The sequence below is a fragment of the Tetragenococcus solitarius NBRC 100494 genome, assembly GCF_001544195.1.
In the GTDB taxonomy this organism is placed as follows: domain Bacteria; phylum Bacillota; class Bacilli; order Lactobacillales; family Enterococcaceae; genus Tetragenococcus; species Tetragenococcus solitarius.
On the sequence record NZ_BCPY01000017.1, the window covers coordinates 34,336 to 48,521 of the forward strand.

13 protein-coding genes and 1 other annotated feature are annotated in these 14,186 nt (G+C 35.5%); of the genes, 3 read left to right on the forward strand and 10 right to left on the reverse strand.

The window, feature by feature from the left end; translation table 11 throughout:
• Nucleotides 1–6 precede the first annotated feature (6 nt).
• The 6 genes from TS1_RS12590 to TS1_RS06530 all read right to left on the reverse strand — a co-directional run bounded on the left by TS1_RS12590 (nt 7) and on the right by TS1_RS06530 (nt 7,237).
• Complete coding sequence (locus TS1_RS12590; RefSeq protein ID WP_169792362.1) at nt 7–120, reverse strand: putative metal homeostasis protein; 114 nt, start codon at nt 118–120, stop codon at nt 7–9.
• Between the two features lie 275 nt (nt 121–395).
• The gene (gene cydC, locus TS1_RS06510) at nt 396–2,141 is read right to left on the reverse strand and encodes a thiol reductant ABC exporter subunit CydC (protein WP_068709016.1); all 1,746 of its coding nucleotides are present in this window, start codon (nt 2,139–2,141) and stop codon (nt 396–398) included.
• Nucleotides 2,134–3,852, reverse strand: a complete 1,719-nt coding sequence (gene cydD / locus TS1_RS06515; RefSeq protein WP_068709018.1) for a thiol reductant ABC exporter subunit CydD — start codon at nt 3,850–3,852, stop codon at nt 2,134–2,136. The genes cydC and cydD overlap by 8 nt, the downstream gene beginning before the upstream one ends.
• Nucleotides 3,849–4,868 carry a cytochrome d ubiquinol oxidase subunit II gene (gene cydB, locus TS1_RS06520; protein WP_068709020.1) on the reverse strand — a complete coding sequence of 340 codons (1,020 nt, stop codon included), beginning with the start codon at nt 4,866–4,868 and terminating at the stop codon, nt 3,849–3,851. Before cydB ends, cydD begins: the two co-directional genes overlap by 4 nt.
• On the reverse strand, nt 4,861–6,282 hold the full coding sequence (locus TS1_RS06525) for a cytochrome ubiquinol oxidase subunit I (protein ID WP_068709022.1): 1,422 nt from the start codon (nt 6,280–6,282) through the stop codon (nt 4,861–4,863). Before TS1_RS06525 ends, cydB begins: the two co-directional genes overlap by 8 nt.
• A 172-nt stretch (nt 6,283–6,454) precedes the next feature.
• Nucleotides 6,455–7,237 (reverse strand): sulfite exporter TauE/SafE family protein, encoded by a 783-nt coding sequence (locus tag TS1_RS06530; protein WP_068709024.1) that lies wholly within the window; start codon nt 7,235–7,237, stop codon nt 6,455–6,457.
• A gap of 444 nt (nt 7,238–7,681) precedes the next feature.
• Here TS1_RS06530 and TS1_RS06535 point away from each other — a divergent pair, with 444 nt between their 5' ends.
• Nucleotides 7,682–8,692 carry a helix-turn-helix domain-containing protein gene (locus TS1_RS06535; protein WP_068709026.1) on the forward strand — a complete coding sequence of 337 codons (1,011 nt, stop codon included), beginning with the start codon at nt 7,682–7,684 and terminating at the stop codon, nt 8,690–8,692.
• A gap of 62 nt (nt 8,693–8,754) precedes the next feature.
• Here TS1_RS06535 and TS1_RS06540 read toward each other — a convergent pair whose 3' ends face one another.
• The 4 genes from TS1_RS06540 to TS1_RS06555 all read right to left on the reverse strand — a co-directional run bounded on the left by TS1_RS06540 (nt 8,755) and on the right by TS1_RS06555 (nt 13,070).
• On the reverse strand, nt 8,755–9,618 hold the full coding sequence (locus tag TS1_RS06540) for a GRP family sugar transporter (protein WP_068709028.1): 864 nt from the start codon (nt 9,616–9,618) through the stop codon (nt 8,755–8,757).
• A gap of 246 nt (nt 9,619–9,864) precedes the next feature.
• On the reverse strand, nt 9,865–11,556 hold the full coding sequence (argS, locus tag TS1_RS06545; RefSeq protein WP_068709030.1) for an arginine--tRNA ligase: 1,692 nt from the start codon (nt 11,554–11,556) through the stop codon (nt 9,865–9,867).
• A 57-nt stretch (nt 11,557–11,613) separates the two neighbouring features.
• Nucleotides 11,614–11,811: a binding site (T-box leader), on the reverse strand.
• Nucleotides 11,812–11,908: 97 nt separating this feature from the next.
• Nucleotides 11,909–12,340, reverse strand: coding sequence for a GNAT family N-acetyltransferase (locus TS1_RS06550; protein ID WP_068709032.1), 432 nt, complete (start codon nt 12,338–12,340; stop codon nt 11,909–11,911).
• Between the two features lie 25 nt (nt 12,341–12,365).
• Nucleotides 12,366–13,070: a B3/B4 domain-containing protein gene (locus tag TS1_RS06555; protein ID WP_068709034.1), complete on the reverse strand. Its 705-nt coding sequence runs from the start codon at nt 13,068–13,070 to the stop codon at nt 12,366–12,368.
• 102 nt (nt 13,071–13,172) lie between these two features.
• Between TS1_RS06555 and TS1_RS06560 the strand changes: the two genes are divergently transcribed.
• Together TS1_RS06560 and TS1_RS06565 are read left to right on the forward strand one after the other, a co-directional pair.
• Entirely contained in the window at nt 13,173–13,664 is a 492-nt protein-coding gene (locus TS1_RS06560; protein WP_068709036.1) for a YbaK/EbsC family protein, read from the forward strand.
• Nucleotides 13,649–14,101, forward strand: a complete 453-nt coding sequence (locus TS1_RS06565) for a MarR family winged helix-turn-helix transcriptional regulator (RefSeq protein WP_068709038.1) — start codon at nt 13,649–13,651, stop codon at nt 14,099–14,101. Before TS1_RS06560 ends, TS1_RS06565 begins: the two co-directional genes overlap by 16 nt.
• Nucleotides 14,102–14,186: the final 85 nt, after the last annotated feature.

Sequence of the window (14,186 nt, forward strand, 5' to 3'; positions counted from 1 at the left end):
TAAAAATTATTTGTTTTTATTATACTTACGTGTATGAATAATTTTTAACGCCCGTTTCCTGGTCTTGATATTTGGACTTTTCATACGTCGATAAGCACTACTTACGTCTACTTTTTCCATTTTTCCCTCCCACAAATAGCCTCCATATTTCCATTGAAAAGCTTTATTTGTAAATTTTACCTTTTTGCTATAACTCGCAAAACGAAATTGTTTCGATTTGATATTAAATAATCTAGCAAAAAGAAAAATGATTGTCAACATAAAAAAACATGAAATTTTTTTCATGTTTTTATCTATTCCTATGTTTTCCGTCTTTAGAAAAGAATTGTTTAAATAAATAACAAAAAGACCAGAAGCTCTTCTCCTTTCTGGCCTTAAATGGAATAATATCTCTCTTAGAAGTTACCTTCATCAATGGCTTTTAATTTTCGATAACGAGAATTAGATTTAGCAAGTTCATCTGGAGTTCCCGACATCTCTAATTGACCGTCTTCGATAAATATCACGCGTTGCATCTTGTCAATTCCTTGCAGATGATGGGTAACCCAAATGATTGTCTTTTCACTTAGTTGTTTAAAAAATGTGTCGATTAACGCTTGTTCTGTAATAGGATCTAAACCAACAGTAGGTTCGTCCAACAAGACAATAGGAACGTCTTTTAATAGAATTCTTGCTAGTGCCATACGGTGACGTTCCCCGCCCGAAAAGCGTAAGCCTGCTTCATCGACCATCGTGTTTAGTCCTTCTGGCAATTCTTTTACCAGCTGTTCCAAGCCAACCCTTCTTAGCACTTCCCACACTTCAGAAATTTCTGCTTGTTCATTACCGATACGTAAATTATTTAAAATCGTCGTGTGAAATAAATAAGGGGCTTGCTGGATCACACCGATATAATCGGAAATACGGTCGCCTATCTGTTCGGTAGCCACACCTGCTAATTGAACACTTCCACTAGTTGGAACCAGATCGCCACGAATCAATGAAACTAAGGTGCTTTTCCCAGAACCACTGCGCCCCAGCACCGCTAATTTTTCGCCTTGAGAAATCGTTAGATTCAAGTTATTTAATACCTCTGTACTGTTTTTTTCATAACGAAAAACAAGGTGGTCGATTTTAATATCTAACGGTTCTTGTAAAACTTTTTTCGTTGAGTAATCTTCTATTATCGGCAAGTTATTTAAACGCTTGATAGAATCTTTATAGATATTTGTTTCCTGGGCTGCGTCAGGTAAGCCACTGAAAGCATCCGCTAAAGGAAGAGCACTTAAAACAAAGGCCGCAATCCAATTGGCTGGCCCTCCATGATTTCCAGGAAATTGCTGGCTCGTCCAAAATAATAAAGCTATCACAATAAGACAAACAATCACTTGTAACAAAAAGTCACGCCGTCGGTTAAACTTTTGTAAATGAGCTTGAGTATCTTGCAAACTTTTCTCTGATTGATCATGCCAGTTAACATATTCATGCCCACGCTGACTAAAAATCCAATCGGAAACACCAATTACGTTATCCGTCAGTTCCGAATATAATTCGTTTTTTAATTGCTTTTCTTTTTCCTGTCGTGCACCATTTACAACCACTGACCACAAGGGCAAAACCACCGCAATACTAAAAAGCATTAAAGCCATCAGACAAGCAAACGGAATAGAAAATATCCCCAGTGCAATAACCACAAAAATATACAAAATCCAAGCAATAATTGTCGGAAAGATGGTACGCAAGTAAAGATTTTGTATATGATTAATATCTTCGGCCAGTAACCCCAAAACATCGCCTAAAGAATAATGTCTTTTAAAAAAGACCGCGTCTTTTTCTAAAGTATTATATAATTTTAAACGTAGCTGCGAAGTCATTTTCAAAACCCAATTATGACTGACTAAACGTTCCACATAGCGAAAAACAGGACGCCCAATACCAAAAGCTCGGGTTAAAACAATCGGAACATAAACTAGTAATATATTTTCTGGAATAGAAGCAGAACGACTAATCAAAAAACCTGAGGTAAACATCAAGGCCCCCGCACAAAAGAACGTCATAAACCCCAAAAATAAAGCTGCAATCATCGTTTTTTTATAACGTTTTAAAAAGGGTCTGATCCAACTGTCTTTTTCTAGAGCCTTGAATAAAGGAATATTATGCATCTTCTTCCCCCCTCATTTGTTGTGCCAGTCGATAAAAATAACCTTTTTTAGCAAATAACTCATCTAAAGTCCCTGTTTCAACGATTTTACCTTGATCGATTACAATAATCTCATCCATCTGTCTCATCCAGTGCAATCGATGGGTAGCGAAAAAAACCAGACGATCTTCCATTAACGGCAACATTCTTTCTTTTAATTCAACTTCTGTCTCAATGTCTAGATGAGCGGTTGGTTCGTCAAACATTAAAATCTTACGCTTTTTATCTAAAAACGCTCTTGCTAAAGCAATTCGCTGCGCTTGTCCACCACTTAATGTACGTGCTCCGCTTCCTAGCTGCGTATCTAATCCTTCAGGTAATTCAGCCACCAATTCGCTTAAACCAGCAACTCTTACCGCTTCTAGAATCTCTGCTTCAGAAGCTTCTGGTGTATAAAATGCTAAATTTTCTTTTAAAGATAATTGAAAAACATAAGGATCTTGAGGAATATAGGTTAATTGTTTTTGCCATCCTTCCAAGGCAAGATTGTTGGCCTTTTGACCATTTAACTCGATTTCTCCCGCAGTTGGTTGTAAAAAACCACTCAATGTATTAATCAACGTTGATTTTCCAGAGCCACTCATCCCGATAATGCCGATTTTTTTTAATCCCTGCACAGAAAAATCAACCGATAGCACGGGTTTGTTTTCATACGAGACCGACACATCATGTAAAGTGATCTTAGAATTTTCATCCCAAGTTCTCAAATCAAGGGAGGATTTTTTCATTTCTGGTTCATTGAGCACCTCGTTGATCGCACCTAAAGCGTTTTTCCCATCTAATGTAGCATGGTAGTCACTAGAAAACTCTCTGACCGGCAGAAAATATTCGGGTGCTAATATCAATACTGATAAAGCTGGGAAAAGCGGAATTAAACCATTAATTAAACGCAATCCAAGCATTACCGCCACAATAGCTACAGCCAATGTGGTAAAAAAGTCTAAGGCAAAAGTAGATAAAATGCCTATTTTTAACGTACTCATTGTTGACTTACGAAACTTTTCACTTGTATTGTAAATACTCTTTCCATATTTCTTACTCAAGCCAAACATTTTCAACGTATCCAGACCACGTAAGGAATCAATAAAATGATTGGACAAAAGTTGAAACGCTTTATATTGCTTATCAGCTTTTGCTTGAGCAGCGTAACCTAAAACAATCATAAAAATAATAATTAAAGGGAAAATGATGAGTAATATAACGCCGGACTGAATATCTAAGTAAAATATCACCGCTAAAATTAACCAAGGGATAACCATCATATTTATCATTTTAGAAAAAATCAAATGAATATAATTTTCTACTTGTTCGATACCATCTAAGGCCATCGTTGTCATATTTCCTGAACCTTGTGTTTGCACAATTTTTGGCCCGATTCGAAAGACTTTTTCTAATAACTGCTTGCGTAAATAAGCAGCCTGTTCAGCAGCATAATGATCTAGTAACTTCTCACGTAAAAAAGTCACGCCATGGCGAGCTGAAAAAATAACAAAAAAAGCCACAATTGCAAATAACTGTTCAGAGATTTTTTCCCCATTCCATAAGCGCGTAATCACAGCAGCCAGCATGTATGTTTGGCCGATGATAAAGAGAGCTTGCAAAACGGCAAGTCCTGCAAGCATCCCCATGTTTTTTTTACTATTCGGCAAAACCATTATGGCTTTATCGATCATTCACCATACCCCGCAATCTCAGTATGTTTGACCCGTTTTCTAAAAATATAGTAAGTCCAAGCGATATAGGCTAAAATAAACGGTAACAACCCAATAGCAGTATAGCTCATAATTTTCAGTGTATAAGGCGATGATGATGCATTAGCGATTAATAAGTTGTTTGTCGCGTTTGTTGAACTAATTAACACGCGTGGAAATAACCCAGTAAATAAAAGCGTAACTAAAGCTATCAAAGTAAAGCCACTAGTTAAAAACGCCGTTAACTCTTTATTTGTATAAGAACAGTAATTTGCTATGACTGTTAGTAAAACCATCACAACTAATAAAGTGATTGTAGAAACTGGATGTAAAGCAAAAAAGTCTGTTTGTAAGTAAAGTAACACTGCAAATGCAACTAGACCGACATATAATACCCAATACAAAGCTTGCGCGTAATTTTTCGCTCGACTACGAATAGGTCCTGTTGTTTTTAAGGAAATATAATTCAATCCATGAAGATAACAGAGCAACGTCAAAGCAACGCCGCCAACTAAAGAAAACAAATTAATATAATCTGTGAAGCGAGCTGTCATGTCTCCATTACTGTCTATAGGCATTCCTTGAATCATACTGGTAAATAAAATACCAAAGAAAAATGGCACAAGGAAGCTACCTATAGATAAAGTCCAGTTCCAAATCCATTTGCGTTCTTCCGGCATATTACTACGAAATTCAAATGAAACGCCACGGATAATCAATCCAAACAAAATGGTAAACAAAATCAGATAGTAACCACTAAACAAAGAAGCATACCACATCGGAAAAGAAGCAAACATCGCTCCTCCTGCAGAAATTAACCAAACTTCATTGCCGTCCCAAACAGGACCAATCGTTTGTACAACCTGATCTTTTTCTTGGTCATTTTTCGTTAAAGTCTGCACGGACATTCCTACACCAAAATCAAAGCCTTCTAAAAAGAAAAAACCAGCAAATAATACACCAATTAAAATAAACCAAAATAACTGTAAACTACTCATTGAAAGCACCTCCGTCAAAAGGGTCCGTCGCAGGCTCTTCTTGTTCTTGTCCTTCTTGAGCATCAGGACCTTTACGTAGCTCACGGACAACCAGGTAGATCATAACAACTGCCAGTCCTCCAAATAATAAGAAGTAAACAATATTTGAAAACAATAGCGAAGCAGGAGTAACGTTTGGCGAAACACTATCTTGAATTTTAAACATTCCATAAACAGTCCAAGGATAGCGGCCAAGTTCTGTCACTAGCCAACCACAGGTATTGGCAATAAAAGGAGTAAATGTCATTAAACCAACAACCCACAACATCCACGGTTTTTCATAAAGCGTTGGTTTTTTCCTGCGAGTAAAAAATAGTCCTAACAAAGCAACTAGCAGCATTAACATCCCAAATCCAGCCATAATTCGGAAGCTCCAAAACATGGCGTTAACTGGTGGAAAATAATTATCCTCACCGTATTCGGTTGTCAGGCTTTCATTGATTGAATTCATTCCTTCTACACCGCCAGAAAGGCTATGATAAGATAAAATACTCAAAACATAAGGCACATGAACACCAAAAACACGCTCGTGCTTTGCTTCATCCATCCAAGCAACCACTGTCCATGAAGCCGGATCATCAGAATCTTCATACAGACCTTCTGTAGCAGCAAATTTCATTGGCTGATCTTCAACTAAAGCTTGCATTTGCATGTCGCCAGCAATTAATACTCCAAGAGAACCAAATAAAGCGACCCATAACCCCACACGCAATGACTTTTTATAAATACTATTGCTCAACTGGCTTAACGTATGTTTTTTTAATAAACGAAAAGCAGACATTCCAGCTATCAGAATACCACCCATCAAGAAAGCGGCCATAATCACATGCGAGAATTCGTACCAAACTTGCGGATTTTTGACCAAGGCACCAAAGTCATTCATTTCTGCTCTACCGTTACGGAAGGTAAAGCCTGTGGGATGTTGCATAAAACTATTGGCTACTAAAATCCAAAAAGCTGAAAGAATCGACCCAAATGTAACCAGCCACATGAAAGAAACATGTAATTTCGGTCCAACTCTTTTCCAGGTAAACATCCATAATCCTAAAAAGGTTGACTCTAAGAAAAAGGCCAATAGGGCCTCAACAGCTAAAGGCGCGCCAAAAATATCTCCAACAAAACGCGAATAATCTGACCAGTTCATACCAAACTGAAACTCTTGAATAATCCCCGTTACAACGCCAACTGCAAAACTTAATAAGAAAATATTTCCCCAAAATTTTGCCATTTTTTGGTAACTGTCATCTTTTTTTATCACATACATTGTTTCCATAATTGCAACAAGTAATGCCACACCAATTGAAAATGGTACAAAAAAATAGTGGAAAATCGTTGTCATTGCAAATTGGAAACGAGCTAATGTCACAATATCCATTTTTTACTCCTCCAATACTTCGATAATCATTAATATATTAAAAAATAAATGCAAAAAACCTTATATAGTATACTCGTTTCTACACTTACTTACAACCAATTTGTTCATTTTCATCATATGCTTTTTTTTATGAAATGCAATTATTCGGCTTGTATTTTCAAATAAAGCAAACTTAAAAGAAAAGGTAAAACCCATTGTATAAATTAATCAATAATACTAACAAAATGACTGCTTCAAATATTTGAGAAACTCGCTTAGGAGAAATTACCTGGCTGACTTTCGCCCCTACAAACCCGCCAATAACCGCCGCTAAAACAACGTAAACAAGCATACTCAAGTCATAACGACCAAAACCAGAAGTAAAAGCTATTGTCATAAGCTTAGCTAACTGAGAAAAAAAGATGGTACAAATCGAATAAACAGTTGCTTTTTTGATTGGAACACCAAACATAAAAATCAAAAGCGAAACATTAATAGGTCCACCACCGATACCTAGTAAGCTTGATAAAAAGCCTAAAATTCCTCCACAAATAAAATACCAAAAAATACCAGTCAGTTGAAATTTACGTAAATGAAAATGGTTATAAAATAACGCAAAAAGTAAAGTAATAATCGTCAATCCAATTTGAATCATTTGGACTAACCATTCATCGGAAAAATTGTTTAAGAAAAACTCAAACGTATGATTTCCCAAAAAACCGCCAAAAATCGAACCACCAGCAACCCAAGCCAAAAACTTGCCTTGAACCGTCATGCCCCCTCTGACTTGTCGCATAGTTGAAGTAATCGACATAACAAATACAGCCACTGAAGAATAAAATGACACTACGGCTACCGAATCTGCTGCAATAAAATCCAGTACTGGTTTAATAATTACTCCACCGCCCATACCCGATATGGCTCCTACAGTATTAGCTAAGATAATAACTAGAAAATAAACAATTCCCTTTTCCATCAGCTCTTCCTTTCTAATTTTCACCTTACAAACCTATGATACCGCCGATAAGAAGAAAAGCAAAACTTTTCTCTAGTAAAAAATTAAAATAAATATAGCTTGACTCATTCAGCAAATTTCAAAAAAGTTAAAACAGATCTAAAATAGTAAATACTTAAGCAAACACGTCTTATTTTGTTAAAAAAAGTTGTTTTATGTATAAACTGACAAATATAAGACAATAAAAGCAATAACATACTAAAAATTTTAATAAAAATAGTGGATAACTTTGTTTTTCTATTGCCAATAGAAGGAAGTAACTCTCCATTTATCCTCAAGTGACGTTATTTTTCCACCCAAAGTTTCTATTGTTTCTCTTTAATTATGTCAATAACGACATTTTTTTACAAATTTGTCATTTTTTCATGTGAAAAAATTATGATACGTTCGCTCAGAGGTGATCGAATGTTTGATATATTATTAGAAAAGCAAGATAAAATTATTTTTCGTTTATTTCAATATTTGCAAAAAAACAATCCTTGTTCATTAAAAAAAGCTGCTAACCAGCTAAACCTAAAGCCAAAATCATTAAAGCGCTATATTACCCTTTGGCAGCAAGAGGGCAGTAATTTTTCAACTGGCATTTCTTTTTATATAAAGGACCAGATGATCCGAGCAATTTACTCTCAAGAAAGTGCCCAACTGTTTTTAAGCGTACTACTCAACCGCAGTTTTTCTTTCCAATTATTGGTAAAAATTTTGGAGCAACCTTTTTGTACATTTAAATCTTTAAAAAATAAATTCTATCTTTCAAAGGCGACTATGCAACGACGTATCCAAAAAATGAAACCGCTATTACAGCATTATGGTTTATCCATTTCTTTTGTAACCGCGCCTATTCTGACAGGGAGTGAAATACAACTCCGTTATTTTTCTTTGCTGATTTCTCTATTGTATGATCCGCCGCTTTTATGGAATAGCCAAGTTTTATTTGATCGCTATGAAGAAACACAGCAATATCGTATCGGCCAAGGTTTTAAACTAAAAAAAACAAAACCAGCAATAACGAATCCGTATTACCCTATCCCCTTTCAAATCGATGATACTAGTTTGCTATTTTTATGGCGGCAATTCTCCGGATTAGAAACAATCTGGTTAGATTCTTCGTTAACAGAGTCTATAAATTTTGCTTTACATGCTTATACAAATTTAAGTGAATTATCTATCATTACTTTAGCGCAAAAACTACATCGTCTACATAGCTTATGTAGTTTTTATTCAGGTAGTCTCTTCGTCGCATACGACCCATTTTTTATCATGAAAAACTCTGAACGATTAATTCAAAGCTTTACAAAGCTTTTACCACACTACCAGCAATTACTAGCAAAACATCCAGAACTCCCCTGTTTCTATGAAAGTCTATTACAACATGATCTTCACAATAAAAACAGTGAACAAATAATTTCAGAAGATTAAAAAGCCAGCACGTAAGCAAGTTTGCTTATGTGCTGGTCTATTACTATAACATCATATTTTTGTTATTTCGTTAATCCAATTAAAATCCCACCAGCAGCTACCAAGAGTAAACCGCCGATCGTTAATTTCAATTCTTTTGAAGTCCTTGATTCTTTAAGGAATACAATACCGCCAATAGTAGATACAATAACGTTCATTTGAGATAACGTAAAACCTAACGCAACGCCGTTTGCTTTATTGGAAAGTAAAATACCTATATTTCCTATCGCAAAAGCGGCACCTGCCAATATATTTTGGAATGACTTTTTGCTAAATAATTCTGGTTTTTTGTCAAAGAAGAAACTAAAGACCATTGCACCTATTGCCATACCTATTCCTTGAGGGAACAACACGTCCCAACCATTCAGATCAGCCATACGCGGAATGACATTGTACATCACTTGTCCAATCGTTGATAAAACGAGAACAAAAAGTCCCTTTTGCATTGCCCCCTTAGCGGAACTATCGTCACCTTCTTTATAAGCAGTGAAAAATACGCCCACAATAATCACAATCAAAGCACTGATTCCGTACACATAATCCATAGTACTTGTCCATTCATGGAAGTAAAAAATTCCAAATAGCGTTACTCCGATAAGTTGCATGCCGGTTGAAATCGGCATTGCAGCTGAAACGCCAATAATATGGAAACTTTCAATCTGAGTAATTTGACCAAAAGCCCATGCAAACCCACAAACCAGTGATGCAAGAATTAAGTGCCAAGACCAAACAGGTTGGTGAAAAAATAAAACGCCAATTGAAAAGATAAGCGCTCCTAGTGACATACCCATTTGTTGATTTGATGTTTTCCCGCCGATTGTTTGTAAGATTAAGGGCTGAATCCCCCACATTAAAGCTGGTAAAAGTCCAAGTAATATATTGCCCATAATAAAAGACTCCTTGTTATAATAATTAGATTGCTAGCAATAAAAAATTCTCACAATGTTATAATAACGCTTATAAAATAAAATCACAAAAATTTCGAAACCAAATAAAAAAACATAGGAGTGGTTTGCGACTCCCATGTTTTTTACTCAATTATTATAACTATACGAAGTTTAGTCTACTCTTTTTTAAATAACCTAATCCATTAGTTGAATATATAAAACGAATTCTTATTATCCTTCACGTTGTTACATCCTTTCAGGAGCCTGCAACCCCAATAAATGTAAATCTTCTTTTAACAAGACAGTTACTACGTGTACTAAAGCTAGACGAGCTTCTTGCTGATCATCTTCCGCTAAAATTCTAGTATTTCCGTAATATTTGTTAAAAGCTTGAGCTAATCTAATCGCGTGTTTAGCTACAACAGATGGTTCATATTTTTCCGCAGCTTCTAAGACCATTTCAGGATAACCTTGAATAAATTTGACAATTTCCCAACTATCTGCGTCATCTAACGCATAGTTTTTCTTTTTATCTGGAATAAAACTTGCTTTTCTTAAGATGCTCATTGCACGAGCATAAGTATATTGTACATAAGGGCCTGTTTCTCCTTCAAAACGCACGACTTCGTCTAAAGTAAAATCAAATGTATTTAAGCGATCATTTTTTAAATCGTGGAAAATAACGGCTCCTACACCCACTTGTTTAGCTATTTCTTCTTTGTTCTCCAAAGATGGATTTTTTTCAGCAATTTGGTCTTGTGCTGATTGAATGGCGTCGTTTAAAACTTCTTCTAAAAGAACCACTTTCCCTTTACGAGTGGATAATTTTTTCCCATCTTTTGTGATTAAGCCAAAGGGAATATGATGCATATCGTCTGACCAATCAAATCCCATTTCTTTCAACACAGCTTTTAATTGTTTAAAATGATAACTTTGTTCATTTCCTACCACATACAAAGACTTAGCAAAATCATACGTACGTTTACGATACAAAGCCGCAGCCATATCACGCGTGATATAAAGCGTACCCCCGTCACGTTTTTTAATTAAAGCAGGATTAAGATCGTAGGCTGATAAATCAACAATTTCTGCCCCTTGGTCTTCTTTTAATAGATGTTTTTCTTCCAGTAACTCAACAATTTCATCCATTTTGTCCTCATAAAAGGCTTCCCCTTTATAAGAGTCAAAGGTAATTCCCAGCATATTATAAATCTTATCAAACTCTTTTAATGATTCTGCACGGAACCACTGCCACAAACGCACAGCTTCTTCTTCGCCATTTTCAAGACGTCTAAAAGCAGCTCGTCCTTCTTCTTCCAATGAAGGATCTTCTTCAGCTTTTTCATGAAATTCAACATATAAACGTAATAATTCTCCAATCGGGTTATTGCGAACTTCTTCTTCTGTTCCCCATTTTTTATAAGCTACAATTAACTTCCCAAATTGCGTTCCCCAATCTCCTAAATGGTTAATTTTCACAGGTTGATACCCAACCTTTTGTAAAATAAGAGCGATTGAATTTCCTATAACTGTTGAACGTAGATGTCCCATAGAGATAGGTTTAGCAATGTTTGGGGAAGACATATCAATAGGTACATTGTTGTCGTTGCCAAGATTAAAATCGCCATAATGTTCGCCTTGGTCGATCACTGTGGATAATACTTCTTGCGAAACTTGCTTCTTATTCATAAAAAAGTTTAGATAAGGACCTACTACTTCAATTTTTTCAAAAGAAGTATCATCTATTTTTTCAGCTAGTTCACTAGCAATTTGTTGAGGTGCTTTGCGATAAATTTTAGCTAAAGAAAACGCTGGAAAAGCAACATCGCCGTGTGCTGCTGACTTGGGATTTTCTAACAGACGTTCCACTTGTTCGAGGGTTAAATCATCTTTTACTACATCAAAAACTGCTTTTGCTACAACTTCTTTATTTTTCATCATAACCTCCAAGTTTTATTATTATTTTTCATAAAAAAAGCCTCCAGCATCTTAAACGCTAGAGACGAGATTACCCGCGGTACCACTCTTGTTGTTTGATTTTTCAAACCAACTTTATCTGATAACGGCAGATACCGTTTGCTAAGCAAATTTTCACAAGTGCGTTTCTCTTTTCATGCTTTTTCGGCTTCCACCAAACTCCGAATTCGCTTTTCAAAGCAACCAAAAAGATACTTTCTTGATCTTCAAATTTTTATGAATTATATATGAGATGCGTTGATTATAACAAAATTTTTACCTATTGGCTAGTCTATTTCGCTGATATAGATGAATTCATCAGCTCAACATCCATTTATTTTTCCATATCGATATGGGGGATACCATCTTCCAAATATTCTTCTGAAACAATACGTAAACCAAATGATGCATAAAAATTTTGTAAATAAGTCTGAGCTTCAATGTGAAGCGTTTTTCCTGGAAATTCTTGTTCAATCCATTCTATCACTTGTTTAACTAACTGTCTGCCCCATCCATGTTTACGTGCTTCTTTTTTTACAAGCACTCGCCCAAAATGAACAGCTTGTTCATCTTGATAAATACGAGCATAAGCAATAATTTCCTTTTTATCATTTTCTAACCAAAAATGAAAAGACTCTAAATCAATATCATCAATTTCTTGATAAGGGCAAGACTGCTCTACCACAAAGACTGCAACCCGTTCTTTCATCAAATGATGGTACTCTAAAAGCGTTAATTCTGAAAATTTTTTAATTTTTGTTTGCATAATGCTTTTCCTTCCTGAAATAATACTAAAAACTAATCTCTGGACGTTCCTTGGTAATTAAAACAGCCGACGCTTCTATACCTAAATAGTCTTTCAATCGTTTTTGTAATAGTTGAACAGCCTGATTATGATCTGCTTTGCGTTTAGGATTAATATTTTCCATATAGAAAATTAAATTTTTTGTTTCTTCTGTCACTTGTATCCGAGCGCTATCGCGCCATGCCCAACACCGACTAATCACCGATTTAGCATCTTTGTATACAACTTCTCCAGCCAGTGCTTCTTCCGTGCTATCTTCGCTGATAGGAACGAATTTTTCCCCGCCTTTTGCAAGTGTTAGTTCTAGATTTCCTTGGAGAAAATCGCGATCTTCTCCTGCAACAGGAAAAGCCCACTCTAACGACACGGAATTATAGATATCGACAATGGGATTAATTGCTCCTACTCCTTTTTGCTGCTTCGCTCGTTTTAACAGATTTTCAACTGCACAACGGGCTCCTTTTTTCGTTTTAAATTTTTGATAAGCTTGGCGCCAATCTTTGATTACCGGATTAGCACTAATGGGATCTTCTTCTACCCATTTCACAGCATGATCATTCGCTTGTTTTAAAAGATCTTTTGGTATCTTTCCATAGCTCTGATTACTAACATTATCAGCAAATAAAACAGCAATCTCTGCTTCTGGAAACAATTCCCAAAAAGCTGAAGTAGCGATAAATTTTTGCTCCACAGCAGCTTCCCCCTTTATTAATTTTAATTAATCGTACAACATAATTGTTGAATATTCAACAATATATTTGTAAAATAAGAATAATAAAAGGGGGAAAAGAACATGTTCAATCTGGCATTATCATTAAAAGAAGCAGATATTTATTACGAGTTATACCAACATAGAAAAATTTTTTCAAATGAAGACGCCCTTGTTGTAAAAGCTGAACAAGGTTTTTCAGGGACTGAAACAAAAAGTTTATTTTTAAAAAATAAAAAACAACATTATTTCATTTTCTTAACTTTTATGACCAAACAAACCGATTTTAAAAAATTACAACGCCTAACTGGTCAACGTCTCAAAATAGTAGATTCTGTAGAAATGGAACAATTAACTGGACAAAAACCCGGAGCTGTTTCCCCATTTGGCTATGACCCGTCTGTCGCTATCATTATTGATGAAGAATTACTTGACCAAGAAAAGCTGGTTTTTGCCCCCGGAAGACCCGATCAAACAATGGTCATTTTAGGAAAAGATCTCCCGGCTATTATAAATCTATTTAAAAATAAAAGCTATATTTACCCTAAGGAGTCAAACGAATGTCAGAAATTTTAAGAGAAATCGGTAATATTGCACGTGCCTTAGATTATATTAGTAATATTGAGTTCAAAGAACTAAATTTAAATAAAGGTCAATATATTTATTTAAACCGAATTTATGAAACACCGGGCATCATTAACGACGATTTAGCAAAATTGGTAAAAAACGATCGTACTGCCGTTGCAAAAGCAGTTAAACGACTTGAACAAGACGGTCTTGTATATAAAAGTTCAGCTATTTCAAATAAAAAGATTCGTCATTTATTTGTCACACAAAAGGGGCAAAAATTATACCAATACCTGCAACAAGAAGAAAAACGTTCCCAAGAACAAGCTCTCGCCGGTTTGAATACAAAAGAACAAAAAGAATTAGCGTATTTGCTTAAAAAAGTCAGTACTAATGTTGCTCAAGATTGGGATTTTGTGCGTCAGGGGAACAAAAGAATCTATTAATTTCATTGTAATTTTACATGGTAATACCTAGGTAAAGTTTATTTTAGGCTCTGTGATAATGATAAAAGTCCCCTGGGCAAATATT

Coding starts and splice junctions, on each gene's coding strand:
- TS1_RS12590 (WP_169792362.1), bottom strand. CDS start 120: ATGGAAAAAGTAGACGTAAGTAGTGCTTATCGACGTATGAAAAGTCCA.
- TS1_RS06560 (WP_068709036.1), top strand. CDS start 13,173: ATGTTCAATCTGGCATTATCATTAAAAGAAGCAGATATTTATTACGAG.
- argS (WP_068709030.1), bottom strand. CDS start 11,556: ATGAAAAATAAAGAAGTTGTAGCAAAAGCAGTTTTTGATGTAGTAAAA.
- TS1_RS06525 (WP_068709022.1), bottom strand. CDS start 6,282: ATGGATATTGTGACATTAGCTCGTTTCCAATTTGCAATGACAACGATT.
- TS1_RS06550 (WP_068709032.1), bottom strand. CDS start 12,340: ATGCAAACAAAAATTAAAAAATTTTCAGAATTAACGCTTTTAGAGTAC.
- cydC (WP_068709016.1), bottom strand. CDS start 2,141: ATGCATAATATTCCTTTATTCAAGGCTCTAGAAAAAGACAGTTGGATC.
- TS1_RS06565 (WP_068709038.1), top strand. CDS start 13,649: ATGTCAGAAATTTTAAGAGAAATCGGTAATATTGCACGTGCCTTAGAT.
- TS1_RS06535 (WP_068709026.1), top strand. CDS start 7,682: ATGTTTGATATATTATTAGAAAAGCAAGATAAAATTATTTTTCGTTTA.
- cydD (WP_068709018.1), bottom strand. CDS start 3,852: ATGATCGATAAAGCCATAATGGTTTTGCCGAATAGTAAAAAAAACATG.
- TS1_RS06530 (WP_068709024.1), bottom strand. CDS start 7,237: ATGGAAAAGGGAATTGTTTATTTTCTAGTTATTATCTTAGCTAATACT.
- TS1_RS06540 (WP_068709028.1), bottom strand. CDS start 9,618: ATGGGCAATATATTACTTGGACTTTTACCAGCTTTAATGTGGGGGATT.
- cydB (WP_068709020.1), bottom strand. CDS start 4,868: ATGAGTAGTTTACAGTTATTTTGGTTTATTTTAATTGGTGTATTATTT.